The organism is Limimaricola pyoseonensis (genome assembly GCF_900102015.1).
Taxonomy (GTDB): Bacteria; Pseudomonadota; Alphaproteobacteria; order Rhodobacterales; family Rhodobacteraceae; genus Limimaricola; species Limimaricola pyoseonensis.
On the sequence record NZ_FNAT01000009.1, the window covers coordinates 14,644 to 31,116 of the forward strand.

Genomic DNA, 16,473 nt, shown 5'->3' on the forward strand with positions numbered 1-16,473 from the left:
CGCTCCTCCCCGGCCGGGACGCGCGATCGCGTCCCGTGGCCCGGCGGCAGTCGGAATTTCAGGGGTGGGGGTGGGCTGCGGCGCGGGTGAGACGCGCCGCGGCCCCGTCAGGCCCCGTCAGGCCCGGTGTCGGGCCCGCGTCGGGCGCGGATCAGCCGCGCTCCCAGGGGTAGCCCTGCTCGTCGCGCTCGGCCTGGTACTTCTCGATCAGCGCGCGGTACTCGTCGAGCAGCGCCTCGCCCTCGAGACCGGCGGCATCGGCCTGGGCGACCCACTCCTCGAGATAGGTGTTGCCCTTCTCGACCAGCTTGCCGCGCTCCTCGGCCGGCAGCTCGATGATCTCGACGCCGGCTTCCTTCATCTTCTCGATCGCGGCCTCGTTGTCGGCGTTGATCAGGCGGCCGAACTCGTCCGACAGTCCCTTGCCGGCTTCCATCAGCGCCTGCTGCTGGTCCTCGGGCAGGCCGTCGAAGACGTCCTTGTTCATGAAGATGCCGAGCGCGCCGACCTGGCCCCAGTTCAGCAGGGTGTAGCTGTCCATCACCTCCTGCTGGTTCAGCGCGCCGACCGCGTAGGAGTAGCCCTGCGAGCAGTCGAGCAGGCCGGTGTCGAGGCCCTGATAGGCGTCGTAGATCGACATGTTGACGAGGTTGGCGCCGAAATCGGCGAAGGTCTTGCCATAGGCGCCGACGCCGCGGACCTTCAGCCCCTCGATGTCCTCGACGGTGCGGATCGCCGTGCCCTTGCAGCCGATATGCACGGCCGAGGTGGTGTAGGTGCCGATATAGACGAGGTTCTGGTCGGCGAGGTTCTGCGCGATGGCGTCGGAGTTGCGCATCAGCTCGTCGGTGGCCTTCATGCCGACCCAGGGGTCGGGGTTCTGCACCGGCAGGTCGGCGATGCCGTAGGCCAGCATCTCCTGCGGGAAGTAGACGGCGATGATGGTGCCCGCATCGGCCACGCCATCGGCCACGGCCTGCGCGGCGGCATCGGCCTTGAACAGGGCGCCGCCCCATTGCACGTCGAAGTTCAGCTCGCCGCCGGTGCGCTCGGCCACGTCCTCGACGAACCAGTTCAGCGCGTCGGCGCGGGCGCCGCGGTTCGGGCCTGCCTCGCCGAAGAACAGCGTGGTTTCGGCATGGGCGATGGAGCCGAGCGTGGCACCGGCGAGAATCGTCGAGGCGAGCGCCGCCTTCAGAAATCGCGTCATTTCAGTCTCCTCCCTGAAGTTTCGCATAGTGGAATTATATTCTGCACGTCGAAACCTACGGGAGGGACCATGCCGCTGGCAACCCGCGACTTACGCCGCAGCGCGGCAAAAGCATCAATCGATGAGATGGACGAGTTCGGCCCGTGGGCCAGCGGGCCCGAGATCGAGCCGGGCCAGCGTGACCGGCAGGCGGAACCGCCGCTTGCCCGCCGCACCGGGGTTGAGAAACAGCACCCCGCCCCGGCTTTCGATCAGCGGCTTGTGCGAATGGCCCGAGACCACCACGGCGATGTTCCGCTCGCCCGGATCGAAGCCCAGCGTCTTCAGGTCGTGGCGCATGTGGATGCGGGTGCCGGCCAGTTCGGTCTCGACGGTCTCGAGGAATCGGGCGGCCCAGCCCTCGGTGTCGACATTACCGCGAATCGCGGTGACCGGAGCGATGGCCTCCAGCTCCCCGATCAGCCCGTCGCGGCCGATGTCGCCCGCGTGCAGGATGTGGTCGCAGCCCTCGAGCGCGTCGATCGCCTCGGGCCGCAGCAGCCCGTGGGTGTCCGAGATCACCCCGACCCGCATCAGCCGGTGGCCTTGCGCAGCGCCGGCGCGACCTCGGTGCCCAGAAGCTCGATCGCCTTCATCAGATGCGCGTGGTCATAGACCCCGATCGCCATCTGTATCAGCATCCGGTCGAAGCCGAACAGCTCGTGGAGCCTCAGGATCTTGTCCACCAGTTCCGCCGGGCTGCCGACGAACTGCGCGCCCTCGGGCCCGCGCGCCGCGTCGAACTGCGCCCGGCTGGTCGGCCCCCAGCCGCGTTCGCGGCCGATGCGGTTCATCACCTCGGCCTGCGCCGGGTAGATGATGTCGGCGGCGCGCTGGCTGTCCTCGGCGACGAAGCCATGCACGTTGAGCGAGGTCTTGAGCGCGCCGGCGTCATGCCCTGCCCGCTCGGCACTCTTGCGGTAGAGATCGAAGAGCGGCGCGAAGCGCGCGGGCTCGCCGCCGATGATCGCCAGCGCCATCGGCAGGCCGAGCGCGCCGGCCCGCGCCACCGACTGCGGCGAGCCGCCCACCGCGCGCCAGATAGGCAGCTTGCCCTGCACCGGGCGCGGATAGACCCCGCGCGACGGGATGGGCCGGGTGTGGGCGCTGCCGGGCCAGCGCACCACCTCGCCCTCGTTCAGCTCCATCAGAAGCTGCAACTTCTCCTCGAACAGGTCCTCGTAATCCTCGAGGTCGTGGCCGAAGAGCGGGAAGCTCTCGATGAAGGAGCCGCGCCCGGCGATGATCTCGGCCCGGCCATGGGTCAGCGCGTCGAGCGTGGCGAATTGCTGGAACACCCGGATCGGGTCGTCGGAGCTCAGCACGCTCACCGCGCTCGACAGCCGGATGCGTTTCGTGCGCGGCGCGGCGGCCGCGAGCGCCACGGCGGGGGCCGAGACGGCATAGTCGGGGCGGTGATGCTCGCCCAGTCCGAACAGGTCGAGCCCCACCTCGTCGGCCAGCGCGATCTCCTCGATCAGCTGCGACAGCCTGAGCGCCGGGTCGACCAGCGCCCCGCTCACCGGGTCGCGGCCGACATCGCCGAAGGTGTAGAGCCCGAGTTCCATGTCCATCTCCGATTGCAGCTTGCCTCCGATCTAGTCAGCGGCGCGCCCCGGTCCAATCGCCGGCCCCGCGCAGCGCCTGTGCAGCCCCGCCACGCCACCGGCCCGAACGTTGCGCCGCGCGGAACCCGCTTGCATCGCGGCGGCGTTCTGCCCTTGCTGCTGCCGCGGAAGAAGGACCGGACCGAGTTGTTTTCCACCGACACCATCCTGTTCACCGTGATCGGTGTCGGCCTCGCGCTCGCCGCGACGGTGATGCTGCTGCAGCAGCGCCGCACGCCGCAATCGGCGGCGGCATGGCTGCTGGCCATCCTGCTGATCCCCTACGTGGCGATCCCGCTCTTCTTCGCGCTGGGCTTTCGCAAGAAGAACGACCGCCACCCGACGATCCGCTTCTCCGACCCGGGCTGCGGCTGCCCCGCCGATCCGGCGCAGGGCGCCTCCGAGGCGTTTCGTGCCTTCGGCCTGCCGCCGGCGAAGGGCGGCAACCGGATCGAGCTGCACCGCGACGCCGACCACGCGCGCCACGCGATGCGCGAGCTGATCGAGACGGCCGAGCACGAGATCGACGTCACCTTCTACCTGATCCACAACGACGCGCTGGGCCGCGACTTCATCGAGCGGCTGACCGAGAAGGTCCGCGCCGGCGTGCGGGTGCGGCTGATCATCGACCGGCTGGGCGGCTTCTTCCATCCGCGCGAGGCGCTCGAGCGCTTCATGGTGGCGGGCGGCGAGCTGCGCTGGCACCAGCCCTTCCTGAACTGGCCGATGCAGGGCCACATGAACCTGCGCAACCACCGCAAGATGATCATCGCCGACCGCGCCCGCGCCTGGACCGGCGGCCGCAATGTCGGCCTCGAATACATGAGCTTCCCGGCCTCGGGCGCGCCCGAGATCGGCCGGCCCGACCTGTGGCGCGACCTGTCCTTCACGCTCGAGGGCCCGGCGGTGGAGACGCTGTGGGACGTGTTCCGCGCCGATTGGGGCGTGGCCGAGGGCGAGGTCGAGCCGCTGCCGCCGCTGCATGTCGCCGCGCGCCCCGGCGAGGCGGTGGTGCAGGTGGTGCCCTCGGGGCCCGACACCCATCTCGACCCGCTGCACGACGTGCTGGTGCAGATGATCCATGCCGCCACCCGCCGGGTCTGGATCGCCACGCCCTACTACCTGCCGACCGAGCCGCTCAACGCCGCGCTCTGCACCGCCGCGCGGCGCGGCGTCGACGTGCGGGTCATGGTGCCGGCGAAATCGAACCAGCGCATCGCCGACTTCGCGCGCGGCGCCTATCTGCGGGCGCTGCACGAGGCCGGCGGCCGGGTGCTGCAGCTGCCGGGCCAGATGACCCATGCCAAGGCCGGCGTGATCGACGACGTGGCCTGGGCCGGCACCGCGAATTTCGACGTGCGCTCGATGCTGCTCAACTTCGAGGTGGCAATCTTCCTCTACGACCGGCCTTCCGTCGCCGGCCTGGCCGAGTGGTTCGCCACCGAGGCCGCCACCTGCCGCGAGGGCGTGCGCCGGCCCGGTCTCGGCCGCAGGCTGGCCGAGGGCGTGTTCCGGCTCGGCGCCCCCATGCTATGAAGAACGCATGAGCCATCCCCATCTCCGGCCCGGCCGGCTGCGTCTCGTCAGCTACAACATCCGCAAGGCGCTCGGCACCGATCGCCGCCGCAACCCCGCGCGCATCTGCAGCGTGATCGCGGCGCTGGAGCCCGACATCGTCGTGCTGCAGGAGGCCGACCTGCGGCTGGGCGCACGCCCCACCGCCATCCCGGCGACCGAGCTGGCGCATCTCGCGCAGCTTTCCGAGCTCGAGGTGGCGCCCTTCGGCCAGTCGGCCCGTAGCCTCGGCTGGCACGGCAACGCCATGCTGCTGCGCCGCGGGATTGAGCTGCGCGGGATGCACCGGCTGGCGCTGCCCGGGTTCGAGCCGCGCGGCGCCATCGCCGCCGATCTCGACACCCCGGCCGGCCCGTTGCGGGTGGGCGGCCTGCATCTGGGGCTCTTGCGCCAGTCGCGCCGGCTGCAGCTCACGCATATCCTCGACGAGCTGACCGAGCTGCCGGCGATGCCGACGGTGCTGGCGGGCGATCTCAACGAGTGGTCGGAGCGCACCGGCCTCGGCCGACTGGCGCGGCGCTTCGCGATCCATGCGCCAGGGCGCAGCTACCATTCCCGACGGCCGGTCGCGGCGCTCGACCGGATCGCGACCTCCTCCGACCTGGTGGTGGCCGAGGCCGGGGTCTGGCACGCGCCGCCGGCCCCGGCGGCCTCCGATCACCTGCCGATCTGGGCCGACCTGCACCACGCCTGAGGCGTCAGACGATCAGCTCCTCGAGTGGCCGGCGCGCGCGGCGCTCGGGCGGATCGCCGGCCGGGCCCAGCCGCACCACCCGCAGGAGCCGCCGCTCGGGGTCGAGCCCGACCTGCCGCGCGATCTCCTGCCGCGCCTCGGGCTCGGCCGTCAGCGCCCCCATCGGCCAGGCGGCGAGACCGAGCTTGGCCGCCTCGAGCAGCAGCCTCAGATAGGCGCGCCCGGAGGTCACCGGGCTTTCGCCGCGCGGCCGGTGGAACAGCGCGATCACCGCGGCGCTGCGGATCTGCGGCCCCTCGCCGCTCAGCCGTGCCGTCAGCCCCATGAGATCCGCCGGGCGCCAAAGCGGCCCCAGCAGGCCGCGCATCTCGATCGCCGCGCGCGGCGACAGGCCGAGCTTGCCGCGGTCGAGCCCGTCGAACCGCTTGCGCGGGTGGCGCGGCCCGAGCCGCAGCCAGCGCACCAGTTCGCGCCGCGCCTCGGGCCGGCGCAGATGCGAGATCGCGGATTGCTCGAACAGGTCGGCCAGCCATTCGCGCCGGCCGCGATCGGTGACGAGGATCGTGTCGCGCCGGGTCCAGCCGTAGAGGTCGACCTCGCGTTCCTCGTAGGGGCCGCGATGCATGAAGCGGCGCGCGAGCTGCCGGGCCAGCGGATCGGGCGCCGTCTCGCTCTCGAGCGTGATGCGCGCGGCCAGCCGCAGCCCCGGCAGGGTGTCGCGGTCATCACCCGCCCACTGGTCGGTGAAGCCCGCGCCGAAGCGGCGGGCCGAAAGCGCGAGGATCGTCGCCTCGCTCGCCGCGCCGCAGGCCAGCCCCGCGGCGAGCCAGCCGGGGTCGCTGACCGAAAGCACCGCGTCGGGGTCGCAGCCGATCAGGATGCTGTCGCCCTTGCGGGTCCAGCGCGCGGGCTGGCTGTTGAGCGGCGAAGGCGCGCTGCGCGCCTCGGCCACGATCTGCCGGAACTCGTCGTCCTGCATCGCTGCGCCTCCTGGGCGCCCGAGGGGGCGCGACCGCCGAAGACCCTAGCGACGGATGCCCCGACGGCAAGAGGCCGTGACCGTTCCGTGGGGTGTGGTGCGAACCGGACTTGAAGACCGGGCCGCAGCACCATGATTATTCTATCTTATTCGAATGGCCGCCGCCGAAGATGTGACATCGCAGCCACGGTTCCCGCCGGGCAGCGGCCTTGCGTTCAGCCCAGCGCCTTCAGCGCCGCATAGGCGCCGCGATAGCGCCCATGCGCCTCGTCGAACGCCCCCGTCAACTCCGGCACCGGCGCCACGACCCGCGCGATCGGCGGCACGGTCGCGATCTCCGCGCCCTGACCCGTCGCCGCCATCAGACCGAGCCGCGCCGCGCCGAAGGCGCCACCGAAGTCCCCCGCCACCGGCAGTTCGACCGGCATATCGAGCGCCGTCGCGATCGCCTTCAGCCAGTACTCCGAGCGGGTGCCGCCGCCGACCCCGATCAGCCGGTCGAACCGCGTGCCGGTGGAGGCCAGCGCGTCGCGGCTGTCGCGGATCGCGAAGCTCACCCCTTCTAGCACCGCGCGCACCATCGCCGCGCGGTCGGTCTCGTGGCCCAGATGCAGGAAGGAGGCGCGCACATGCGCGTCGTTGTGCGGCGTGCGTTCGCCCCCGAGATACGGCAGGAACAGCGTGCGCGACGGCGCACGCAGTTCGCCCAGATCCGCCGTCAGCGCGGCGGCGGGGCTGCCCAGCATGCCCGAGAACCAGTTCATCGCGTCGGCCGCCGCGAGGATCACGCCCATCTGGTGCCAGCTGCCCGGCAAAGCGTGACAGAAGCTGTGCACCGCGCTCGCGGCATCGGGGCGGAAGCCGTCGGTCGCCGCGAAGAGCACGCCCGACGTGCCGAGCGACACGAAGGCCGTGCCCGGCGTCACCACGCCCACGCCCACCGCGGAGGCCGCGTTGTCGCCACCGCCGCCCGCGACGACGACACCATCGGGCAGGCCCCAGCGCGCGGCGAGTTCGGGCCGCAGCCGGCCCGAGACTTCGGAGCCCTCGACCAGCCGGGGCATCTGCGCGCGCGACAGCCCCGTCGCGGCGAGCAGATCGTCCGACCAGGCCCGCGCGGCGACGTCGAGCCAGCCGGTCCCGGCAGCGTCCGACATCTCGGCCACGTGCTCTCCGGTCAGCCAGAGACGAAGGTAATCCTTAGGAAGCAGTACCTTGCGGACCGCTTTGAATGTTTCGGGCTCGTGTCGCCGCACCCATTCGACCTTCGGCGCAGTGAACCCCGGGAAGACGATGTTGCCGGTGATCTCGCGAAACTTCGGGTCGGCGTCGAGTTCGGCCGCCTCGGCATGGCTGCGGGTGTCGTTCCACAGCATGCAGGGCCGCAGCACGCGGTCGGACGCGTCGAGCAGCGTCGCGCCATGCATCTGGCCCGACAGACCGATGGCGCGCACCGCGCCCATGTCAATCTTGCCCTGCAACGCGCCGATCGCCGCCTCGGCGGCGGCGATCCAGTCGGCCGGGTCCTGCTCGGACCAGCCGTCCTGCGGGCGGGACACGGTCAGGGGCGCGCCGGCCTCGGCGAGGATCGACTGATCCTCGCCGACCGCCAGTGCCTTGATGCCCGACGTCCCGAGATCGAGGCCGATCGAGATCATGCCGGCTCGCGTTTCGGGTTCTTGCCGAGAATGATCATCGACAGGATGTCGTCCTCGGTCACGTCCTCGACCCGCTCGGTGCCCACGAGCTGGCCGTTCTTCATCACCGAGACGCGGTCGCACAGCTCCATCATCTCGCGCGTGTCGTGGCTGATCAGGAAGATGCCCAGGCCTTGCGCCTTCAGCTCCTTGATCAGGTCCGCGACCATCGCCGTCTCGTGCACGCCGAGCGCGGCGGTGGGCTCGTCCATGATCAGGATCTTGGCATTGAAATAGACCGCGCGGGCGATGGCCACCGACTGCCGCTGGCCGCCCGACAGCGCCGAGACGGGCTCGTTGAGCTTGCGGAAGTTCGGGTTGAGCCGCGCCATGATCTTGCGCGTCTCGGCCTCCTGCTTGGCGTCGTCGACGAAACCGAGCGCCGTGGTGATCTCGCGCCCGAGGAACAGGTTCGAGGCGGCGTCGAGATTGTCGGCCAAGGCCAGCGTCTGGTAGATCGTCTCGATGTTGTAGCGCCGCGCGTCGCGGGGCGAGTGGATCTCGGCCTTCTGGCCGTTGATCCGGATCTCGCCCGAGTCCATGCGGTAGGCGCCCGAGAGGATCTTGATCAGCGTCGACTTGCCGGCGCCGTTGTGGCCCAGAAGGCCCACCACCTCGCCCGGGTGGAGGTCGATGGACACGCCGTCCACCGCCTGCACCCCGCCGAAGGCGATGCTGATGTCCTTCAGCTCGACCAGAGGCGTCTCGCCGGCGGCGCGCGGGTCCGCTTTCGCGGTTTCGGTCATGGTCATCTCATTTCCCTCCCACGCGGCGGCGGTAGATGATGTCGATCAGCACGGCGGCCACGAGGACGGTGCCGACGACGATGTTCTGCAAGGGCGCATCGACGCCGACCATCGCCATGCCGGACTGCAGCGACTGCATGATCAGCGCGCCGAGGATCGCCCCGTAGATCGTGCCGATCCCGCCCGACAGCGCCGTGCCGCCGATCACCGCCGCGGCGATGACGCGCAGCTCGTCCAGCGTGCCGATATCGTTCGAGTGGTTGGTCAGTCGGGCCGAGGCCACCACCGCCGAGATCGCGACCAGCGCGCCGAGGATGGCGAAGACCTTCACGGTCAGGAAGCGGGTGTTGATGCCCGACAGCTCGGCGGCATCGGGGTTGCCGCCGGTGGCGAAGATGTAGCGCCCCAGGCGGGTCTTGCGGGCGATCACCGTCATCACCACGGCCACCGCGATCAGAACCAGCACCGAGTAGGGAATGCCGTAGGAGGCGGTCGTGCCCTCGGGCATCTCGAGGCCGCGCGCGGCGAAGTCGCGCTCCAGCACCCGGGTCGGTACCTCGTAGGCGTTGAGCAGCGCCACGAAGCCCAGGATCGCCACCACGGCGATGCCGATCAGCACCGCCTCGGCCCAGATCGGCTTCACCGGGAAGCCATGCGCGGCCTTGGAGCGGCGGGCCGAAAGCAGCGCCAGCACGGCGGCGGCGGCGGCGATCAGGCCGAAGATCCAGCTTCCGGTCGCGCCCAGCGTGCCGTTGATGCCGCCGAAGGCCTGGAAGGTCTCGTCGAGCGGGCCGATGGTCTGGCCGTTGGTCAGGTACCACGCGACGTTGCGCCAGATCAGCAGGCCGCCCAGCGTGACGATGAAGGCGGGGATGGTCAGGTAGCCCACCAGCCAGCCCTGGAAGGCGCCGATCAGCGTGCCGGCCAGCAGGCCGGCCAGGATCGCGAGCCAGGGCAGAGCGGCATGGCCCAGCGGCAGGCCCAGCGTGTCGGGCAGCCAGCGGGTCTGCATCATCGCCATCACGGCCGAGGCCGTGGCCAGCAGCGCGCCGACCGAGAGGTCGATGTGGCGGGTGACGATGATGAACACCATGCCGGTGGCCATGATGGCGACCGAGACGGTCTGGATCGTCAGGTTGAAGATGTTGCGCGGGGTCAGGAAGCGCCCGTCGGTCAGCACGTTGAAGACGATGCAGACAAGAACGAAGGCACCGACCATGCCCAGAAGGCGCAGGTCGATCTCGAGCTGGCTCAGGAAGCTCTTGGCGGGCGCCTTGGGCGCGGGCCGGTCATCCTTGGCGGTGCTCGGAATGGGGTTGGCATGTGCGTCGGACATGAAGCCATCCTCGCTGGAAGGGGCCGCGCGGCGCGCGGGCGGGAGGGGCAAGGGCCCCGGCGCGCTGGCGCGGGGCCGGTCCGGCGGGCCGCTCGGGGCCCGCCGGGTTCGGTCTTACTGGTCGCAGGGGGCGGGGCCGCCCGACACGCCCTGGCAGAGCGTCTCCTGGTCGATCCAGCCGGCATCGACGACCACGGCGAGGTTGTCCTTGGTCACCGGCACCGGGTCGAGGAACTTCGCGGTGAGCGTGGTGCCCGCGGGCGAGGTCCACTCCTCGGCGCCCTCGATCGCGCTCATCTCGGTGCCCGAGGCCAGCTCGATCGCGATCTCGCCGGCTTCGCGGCCGAGCTCGCGGCTGTCCTTCCAGACGCTGACGGTCTGGGTGCCCTGGGCCACGCGGTTCAGCGCGGCGTGGTCGGCGTCCTGGCCCGAGACCGGGATGCCGTCCATGCCCTGCGCGGTCAGCGCCGCCACGGCGCCGCCGGCGGTGCCGTCGTTCGAGGCGACCACGGCGTCGACCTGGTTGTCCTGCGCGGTCAGGATCTGCTCCATGTTGCGCTGCGCGTTGGCGGGCAGCCAGCCGTCGGTGTAGGCCTCGCCGACGATGGTGATCTTGCCGGCGTCGATCGCCTCCTGCAGCACCTCCTGCTGGCCGCCGCGCAGGAAGTCGGCGTTGGGATCGGTGGGCGAGCCCTTGATCATCACGTAGTTGCCCTCGGGCGCCGCCTCGAGCACGGCGCGGGCCTGCATCCGGCCGACCTCGATGTTGTCGAAGGTCAGGTAGAAGGCGCGGTCGTCCTCGATCAGGCGGTCATAGGCGATGACCGGGATGCCCTCGTTGAAGGCCGCGTCCACCGCCGGGCCGATGGCCTGGGTGTCCTGCGCGAGGATGATGAGCGCGTCGACGCCCTGCGCGATCAGGCTCTCGACGTCGGAGAGCTGCTTCGAGGAGGACGACTGCGCGTCCGCCGAGACGTATTCCGCGCCGGCCGCCTCGAGCGCCGCCTTGATCGCGGCCTCGTCGGTCTTCCAGCGCTCCTCCTGAAAGTTCGACCAGCTGACCCCGACGGTCATGCCCTCGTCCTGGGCGATCGCGGCCGTGCTGAAGCCGACCGTCGCGGCGACGGCGGCCCAAATTGCGTTGCGCATGGGTGTCCTCCCTAATCATGTCCTCCCGTCCCACCGGGAGACCGGGCCCTCCCCGGGCCGGATGCCGATACACTGGCATATTAAGTTTGCTTGTCAAAATATATTTTGCAAAACGTAGCGAAACACGGCTAACTTCCGACCGTGGGAGGCCGAAATCCCGTGCTGCGCGCAAGGATCGGCCGGAGGAGGCCCACAAATAATTCGGGGATCGAACTATGACCGACCTGGAGGCGGCGGGGAGGGCGGCCAGCGTGGCCGATGCGCCACAGGGCGTCGGGCCACTGATGCCGGGCGCGCAGCGCGAGGCGCGGCCGCTGCGCCAGCAGATCCTCGAACATGTCCGCGCCCAGGGCCGCGCCGCCCGCGCCGACATCAGCCGCGCCCTCGGCGTCAGCGCCGGCTCGGTCACGACGCTGACCTCGGAGTTGATCGGTCGCGACCTTCTGCGCGAGGTCGAGGGCGGCGCGCCCGGCGCCACCACGCGCGGCCGCCCGCCTGTCGCGCTCGAACTGGTGGCCGAGGGGCGACTGGTCGTCGGCATCAAGATCTCCGACGAGCGCAACACCGCGGTACTCGCGGATTTCGCCGGCACCATCCTCGCCGATGCCGCCCGCCCCGCCCCGCCGACGCGGCGCACGCTCGAGCAGACGCTGGGCGAGATCGGCGCGCTGATCGACGCGGTGCTGGCGCAGGCCGGGCGCGATGTCTCGGAACTGCTGGCCATCGGCGTCGGGCTGTCCGGCATGGTCGACCACGAGAACGGCCGCGTGCTCTGGTCGCCGCATCTCGCCGGGGCCGACATGCCGCTGGGCGAGGCCGCGACCAAGCGCTTCGGCCGCCCCGTCCTGATCGACAACGACGCCAACATGCTGACCCTGGCCGAGCTGTGGTTCGGCGCCGGCCGCCAGCGCCCGGACTTCGCCGTGGTGACGATCGAGCACGGCGTCGGCATGGGCCTCGTCATCGACAACCGGCTCTATCGCGGCACGCGCGGCATGGGGCTGGAGCTGGGCCACACCAAGGTGCATCTCGACGGCGCGCTGTGCCGCTGCGGCAAGCGCGGCTGCCTCGAGGCCTATCTCGCCGACTACGCGCTGGCGCGCGAGGCCGCGACCGCGCTGGGCCGCGCGCCGCAGAGCCCGCAGCTCATGCTCGACGCGCTTTTCGCCGAAGCCAAGGCCGGCAACCGCGCCGCCCGCTCCATCTTCCGCCGCGCCGGGCGCTACCTCGCGCTGGGGCTGTCGAACGTGGTGCAGCTCTTCGACCCGGAACTGGTGATCCTGTCGGGCGAGCGCATGCGCTACGACTACCTCTACGCCGAGGAGGTCCTGACCGAGATGCAGGGTCTGGCGCTGGTCGATGCCCGCCGCCACGCGCGGGTCGAGATCCACGCATGGGGCGACCTCGTCTGGGCGCGCGGCGCGTCTGCGCTGGCGCTGGCGGCGGTGACCGAGACCGTTCTATCCGAGGCGCGCGCCGCATGAGGCGCGGGCGGGACGGTGGGTGCCATGCGAATTTCCGGACAGGTGAAATGAAAGCCATTCTTGCATCGGCCATCCTGATCGCGGCCGGGGCGGCGCAGGCCGACCCGGCTCAGGCCAACCCGGCGAAGGGCGGCCCCCGCTTTGAGGACCGCTCGAGCGCCCTGCCCCGGCACGTCTATTCCGGCGGCTGGGAACATTTCGTCGGCGGCGGCGTCGCGGTGTTCGACTGCGACGGCGACGCCCGGCCCGACATCTTCGCCGCCGGTGGCGAGACCCCCGCCCGGCTGCTGCGCAACCGCGGCGGTTACGCCTTCGACGCGGCCCCCCTGCCCGAGCTGACCGGCGTCACCGGCGCCTACCCGCTCGACGCCGATGCCGACGGGCACCCGGATCTCGTCGTCCTGCGCGCCGGGCCGAACCGGCTGCTGCGCGGCCTGGGCGACTGCCGCTTCGAGGACGCGACCACGGCGATGGGCCTGCCGCCCGACGACGCCTGGAGCACCAGCTTCACCGCGTGGTGGGAGGACGACGCGCGCCCGGTCATGGCCATCGGCAACTATGTCGACCGCGCCGACCCGGAGGGGCCGTTCGAGGCCTGCGACGCCAACGCGATCCTGCGGCCCGTGCCCGGCGGTTGGAGCGAAGAGAGGCTGGATCCCGGCTTCTGCGCGCTCTCCATGCTCGCCGCCCGCGACGCGCGCGGCAGGCCGGCGCTGCGGATCTCGAACGACCGGCACTACTACGTGCGCGGCGGCTACGAGCAGATGTGGGATATCGGCGAAGGCCGCTTCCTGACCGAAGCCGAGGGCTGGCCGACCGTCTCGCTCTGGGGCATGGGCATCGCCTCGCGCGACCTCACCGGTGACGGCCGCGACGAGGTGATGCTGACCTCAATGGGCGACCAGCTCCTGCAGATCGCGCAGGCCGACGGCAGCTATGCCGCCGCGCCCTATGCCATCGGCTCCTACGCGCAACGCCCGCATCTGGGCGATGACGGCCGCCCTTCGACCGGCTGGCATGCCGAGTTCGGCGACATCGACAATGACGGCCGCGCCGATCTGTTCATCGCCAAGGGCAATGTCGACCAGATGCCGACCAATACCATGCGCGACCCCAACAACCTGCTGATGCAGCAGCCCGACGGGACCTTCGCCGAGGCCTCGATCGAAGCGGGCGTCGCCACCACGGAGCGCTCGCGCGGCGCGGCGCTGGCCGATTTCGACGGCGACGGGCGGCTCGACCTCGTGGTGGTCAACCGCCGCGCGCCGATGGAGCTGTGGCGCAACGTGACCGACGGCACCGGCCACTGGCTCGCCATCGAACTGCGCCAGCCCGGCGGCAACCGCGACGCCATCGGCGCGCGCGTCACCGTCGAGACGGAGACCGGCAGCCAGGTGATCCAGAAGACGGTGGGCGGCGGCCATGCGGGCGGGCAGCTGCTGCCGCTGCATGTCGGGCTGGGCGACGCGACCGCAGCCGAGATCACCGTGGAGTGGCCCGACGGCACCGTCACCGGGCCGCACCCGGCAAAGGCCGGCGGCACGGTGGTCATCGACCGCGCCGCCCTGCCCGGCTAGGCGCTTGCGCCGACCGGGTCCGGCGCTAGTGTCCGGGCCATGGACACACGCAGCTACGCCATCGGCGACATCCACGGCCACCCCGAGAAACTCGCTCGCGCGCATGCGCTGATCGCGGAGGACCGCGCGCGCTGCGGCGACGCGGCCGCGCCGGTGATCCATCTCGGCGACCTCACCGATCGCGGCCCCGACAGCCGCCGCGTGCTCGACATGCTGATCGACGGCATCGCCGGGGACGCCCCATGGACCGTGCTGCTGGGCAACCATGACAGGCTGTTCCGCAACTTCCTCGACGACCCGGACTGGCAGGACCCCGGCCTGCGGCCCGATCTCGGCTGGCTCGACCCGCGGCTGGGCGGCGACACCACGCTGGAGAGCTACGGCCTCGCCCCGGTCGCCGGGCGCGACCCCTACGAGGTGCATCGCGAGGCGGTCGCGCGGGTGCCGCGCGCGCATCGCGAGTTCCTCGCCGAGTTGCCGCTCTGGCACGAGCGCGGCGCCGCGCTCTTCGTCCATGCCGGCATCCGGCCGGGCGTGCCGATGCAGGAGCAGTCCGAGGACGACCTCGTCTGGATCCGCAACGGCTGGCTGGAAGACGGGCGCGATCACGGGCGGCTGGTCGTGCACGGCCACACCGCGCTCGAGCGGCCGCGCCATTTCGGCAACCGCGTCGATCTCGACGGCGGCGCGGCCTATGGCCGGCCGCTGGTGCCGGCGGTGATCGAGGACCGCGCGGTCTGGCTTCTGACCGAAGATGGCCGCGTGCCGCTGCGGCCCGAGCCCGAGGCCTAGATCAGCCCCAGGTCGCTCGCCCGCGTCGCGGCCTGCGCCCCGGTGGCGACGCCCAGCTTGGCGCGGGCGTTGCGCAGGCGCTGCTTGATCGCGCCCTCGGTCACGCCCAGCTCGAACGCCACCTGCTTGAGCCGCCAGCCCGACTTGATCCGGCTCAGCACCTCGATCTCGGCCTGCGTCAGCGGCACCGGCGGCACCAGCGCGACGTGCAGCTTCTGCATCAGGCTGTGCAGCCGCGCGACCTCGCGGTCGCTGAACTCGCGGTCGCGCCGGCAGAAGGCGGCGTAGCTGCGACGCTGCTGCGGGCCGCCGCCATGGATCGAGACCACAACACCGTAGCGCAGCCCGTAGGCCCAGCCGCTGCGGATCACGCCGCGCGGATCCTGCCGCGCCAGCTCGGACCAGCGCCGGGTGCCGGCCGCGTTCCGGATCCAGCGCAGCGCCGGATCGTCGGGCATGAAGCCTTCGCGGTTGTAGAGCGTGGTCCAGTCCTGCGGCAACGCGATCGCCTCGAAGCCGGGCGCGCCCTCGGCCATACCCAGAGCGATGTAATGCCCGGCCGGTGCCAGCCTCTCGATCTCGTCCCGGACCTGCGAATAGCCGATCACGAATTTCCCCCTCAGCGCATGCGTCACACCGCGCCCAGGCGCGTGCTTCGTCACCTAACAGGCTGCGCTGAATGCGGAATGAACGCGCCGTTCCCCGGATTCACTTTAGCACAGGACGATGCATCAGGGACATGACGGTGGGTCGGAAACAGAGTTTACACGCGGGCCGGGAGCGCGGCCGTCGCCTCTATCTCGACCAGCGCCTCGTCTTCGACCAGACCGGCGACGATCACCATCGTCATCGCCGGAAAGTGCCGGCCCAGCACCCGGCGGTAGGCCTCGCCCACCTCGCGCTGGCGCGCGAGGTATTCGCGCTTGTCGGTGACGAACCAGGTCAGGCGGGTGATGTGCTCGGCCGAACCGCCAGCCGCCTCGACCACGGCGAGGATGTTGCGCAGCGCCTGCTCCATCTGGCCGACGAAATCGTGGCTTTCGAACACTTGGCTTGCGGTCCAGCCGATCTGGCCGCCGACGAAGAGGTGGCCCTCGGGCGTCAGCACGCCGTTGGCATAGCCCTTGGCCGGGGCCCAGCCCTCGGGATGGATGATCTCATGTCCCATGTCCGGGCTCTCCTTCCAGTTCGCGTGCGATGGCGGCGCGCAGGCCCTCGGGCCATGCGACCGGCCGCCCGGTGTCCTTGTTGACGTGAACCAGCGTCGAGGCGGCGACGAGCCGCGTCTCGCCCCCGCTGGTCACGGTGATCTCCAGATCGAGGCTGGAACGGCCGAGTCGCAGCGGCACGAGCGTCAGTTCCAGCGGGTCGTCGATGCGGCTCGGCGCGGTGAACCTCACCTCGATGCGCGCCGTCGGCACGGCATGGCCGTCGGGCCCGTGGATCTGGCCGAAGCTGCGGCCCAGCCGCTCTGCGAACCAGTCCTCGATGCAGGCGTTCAACATCTCGAAATAGCGCGGGTAGAAGACGATGCCCGCGAAGTCGCAATGCTCGAAGCGCACGCGGCGCCGGACCGTGAACGCCATGA

The 16,473-nt window shown here is 71.0% G+C and carries 16 protein-coding genes; 5 read left to right on the forward strand and 11 right to left on the reverse strand.

Translation table 11 applies throughout. The annotated features are described in order from the left end of the window. Positions 1-151 precede the first annotated feature (151 nt). From BLT43_RS15800 to BLT43_RS15810, 3 genes are all read right to left on the reverse strand, one after another. Positions 152-1,210, reverse strand: coding sequence for a C4-dicarboxylate TRAP transporter substrate-binding protein (locus tag BLT43_RS15800; protein WP_090114418.1), 1,059 nt, complete (start codon positions 1,208-1,210; stop codon positions 152-154). A 114-nt stretch (positions 1,211-1,324) separates the two neighbouring features. Beyond that, the gene (locus BLT43_RS15805) at positions 1,325-1,783 is read right to left on the reverse strand and encodes a metallophosphoesterase family protein (RefSeq protein WP_207497610.1); all 459 of its coding nucleotides are present in this window, start codon (positions 1,781-1,783) and stop codon (positions 1,325-1,327) included. After that, positions 1,783-2,817: an Atu2307/SP_0267 family LLM class monooxygenase gene (locus BLT43_RS15810; protein WP_090114420.1), complete on the reverse strand. Its 1,035-nt coding sequence runs from the start codon at positions 2,815-2,817 to the stop codon at positions 1,783-1,785. Before BLT43_RS15810 ends, BLT43_RS15805 begins: the two co-directional genes overlap by 1 nt. A 153-nt stretch (positions 2,818-2,970) precedes the next feature. Between BLT43_RS15810 and BLT43_RS15815 the strand changes: the two genes are divergently transcribed. Both BLT43_RS15815 and BLT43_RS15820 read left to right on the forward strand, forming a co-directional pair. After that, positions 2,971-4,392, forward strand: a complete 1,422-nt coding sequence (locus tag BLT43_RS15815) for a phospholipase D-like domain-containing protein (protein WP_242652320.1) — start codon at positions 2,971-2,973, stop codon at positions 4,390-4,392. A gap of 7 nt (positions 4,393-4,399) precedes the next feature. Next, the gene (locus BLT43_RS15820) at positions 4,400-5,125 is read left to right on the forward strand and encodes an endonuclease/exonuclease/phosphatase family protein (protein WP_090114422.1); all 726 of its coding nucleotides are present in this window, start codon (positions 4,400-4,402) and stop codon (positions 5,123-5,125) included. A 4-nt stretch (positions 5,126-5,129) separates the two neighbouring features. Here BLT43_RS15820 and BLT43_RS15825 read toward each other — a convergent pair whose 3' ends face one another. The 5 genes from BLT43_RS15825 to xylF all read right to left on the reverse strand — a co-directional run bounded on the left by BLT43_RS15825 (position 5,130) and on the right by xylF (position 11,032). Then, positions 5,130-6,104, reverse strand: coding sequence for a nitroreductase family protein (locus tag BLT43_RS15825; protein ID WP_090114423.1), 975 nt, complete (start codon positions 6,102-6,104; stop codon positions 5,130-5,132). Positions 6,105-6,319: 215 nt separating this feature from the next. After that, complete coding sequence (xylB, locus tag BLT43_RS15830) at positions 6,320-7,759, reverse strand: xylulokinase (protein ID WP_090114611.1); 1,440 nt, start codon at positions 7,757-7,759, stop codon at positions 6,320-6,322. Further along, entirely contained in the window at positions 7,759-8,553 is a 795-nt protein-coding gene (locus tag BLT43_RS15835; RefSeq protein ID WP_207497612.1) for an ATP-binding cassette domain-containing protein, read from the reverse strand. The genes xylB and BLT43_RS15835 overlap by 1 nt, the downstream gene beginning before the upstream one ends. Before the next feature lies 1 nt (position 8,554). Continuing rightward, positions 8,555-9,883, reverse strand: a complete 1,329-nt coding sequence (locus tag BLT43_RS15840) for a sugar ABC transporter permease (protein WP_090114425.1) — start codon at positions 9,881-9,883, stop codon at positions 8,555-8,557. A gap of 114 nt (positions 9,884-9,997) precedes the next feature. After that, positions 9,998-11,032 (reverse strand): D-xylose ABC transporter substrate-binding protein, encoded by a 1,035-nt coding sequence (gene xylF, locus BLT43_RS15845; RefSeq protein ID WP_090114426.1) that lies wholly within the window; start codon positions 11,030-11,032, stop codon positions 9,998-10,000. A 215-nt stretch (positions 11,033-11,247) separates the two neighbouring features. On the opposite strand from xylF, the gene BLT43_RS15850 reads away from it, so the two are divergent. Genes BLT43_RS15850 through BLT43_RS15860 form a run of 3 tightly spaced genes read left to right on the forward strand, consistent with a single transcriptional unit; the run spans position 11,248 to position 14,885 of the window. Further along, the gene (locus BLT43_RS15850; RefSeq protein ID WP_090114427.1) at positions 11,248-12,516 is read left to right on the forward strand and encodes an ROK family transcriptional regulator; all 1,269 of its coding nucleotides are present in this window, start codon (positions 11,248-11,250) and stop codon (positions 12,514-12,516) included. 47 nt (positions 12,517-12,563) lie between these two features. Further along, positions 12,564-14,093 carry a CRTAC1 family protein gene (locus BLT43_RS15855; RefSeq protein ID WP_090114428.1) on the forward strand — a complete coding sequence of 510 codons (1,530 nt, stop codon included), beginning with the start codon at positions 12,564-12,566 and terminating at the stop codon, positions 14,091-14,093. Positions 14,094-14,132: 39 nt separating this feature from the next. After that, positions 14,133-14,885, forward strand: coding sequence for a metallophosphoesterase (locus BLT43_RS15860; RefSeq protein WP_090114429.1), 753 nt, complete (start codon positions 14,133-14,135; stop codon positions 14,883-14,885). On the opposite strand, the gene BLT43_RS15865 is transcribed toward BLT43_RS15860, so the two are convergent. From BLT43_RS15865 to BLT43_RS15875, 3 genes are all read right to left on the reverse strand, one after another. Beyond that, on the reverse strand, positions 14,882-15,493 hold the full coding sequence (locus BLT43_RS15865) for a helix-turn-helix transcriptional regulator (protein WP_242652321.1): 612 nt from the start codon (positions 15,491-15,493) through the stop codon (positions 14,882-14,884). The two genes, BLT43_RS15860 and BLT43_RS15865, sit on opposite strands and share 4 nt — an antisense overlap. A gap of 155 nt (positions 15,494-15,648) precedes the next feature. Then, positions 15,649-16,053: a RidA family protein gene (locus tag BLT43_RS15870; protein WP_090114430.1), complete on the reverse strand. Its 405-nt coding sequence runs from the start codon at positions 16,051-16,053 to the stop codon at positions 15,649-15,651. Further along, positions 16,043-16,471 (reverse strand): acyl-CoA thioesterase, encoded by a 429-nt coding sequence (locus BLT43_RS15875; protein WP_090114431.1) that lies wholly within the window; start codon positions 16,469-16,471, stop codon positions 16,043-16,045. Before BLT43_RS15875 ends, BLT43_RS15870 begins: the two co-directional genes overlap by 11 nt. Positions 16,472-16,473 lie beyond the last annotated feature (2 nt).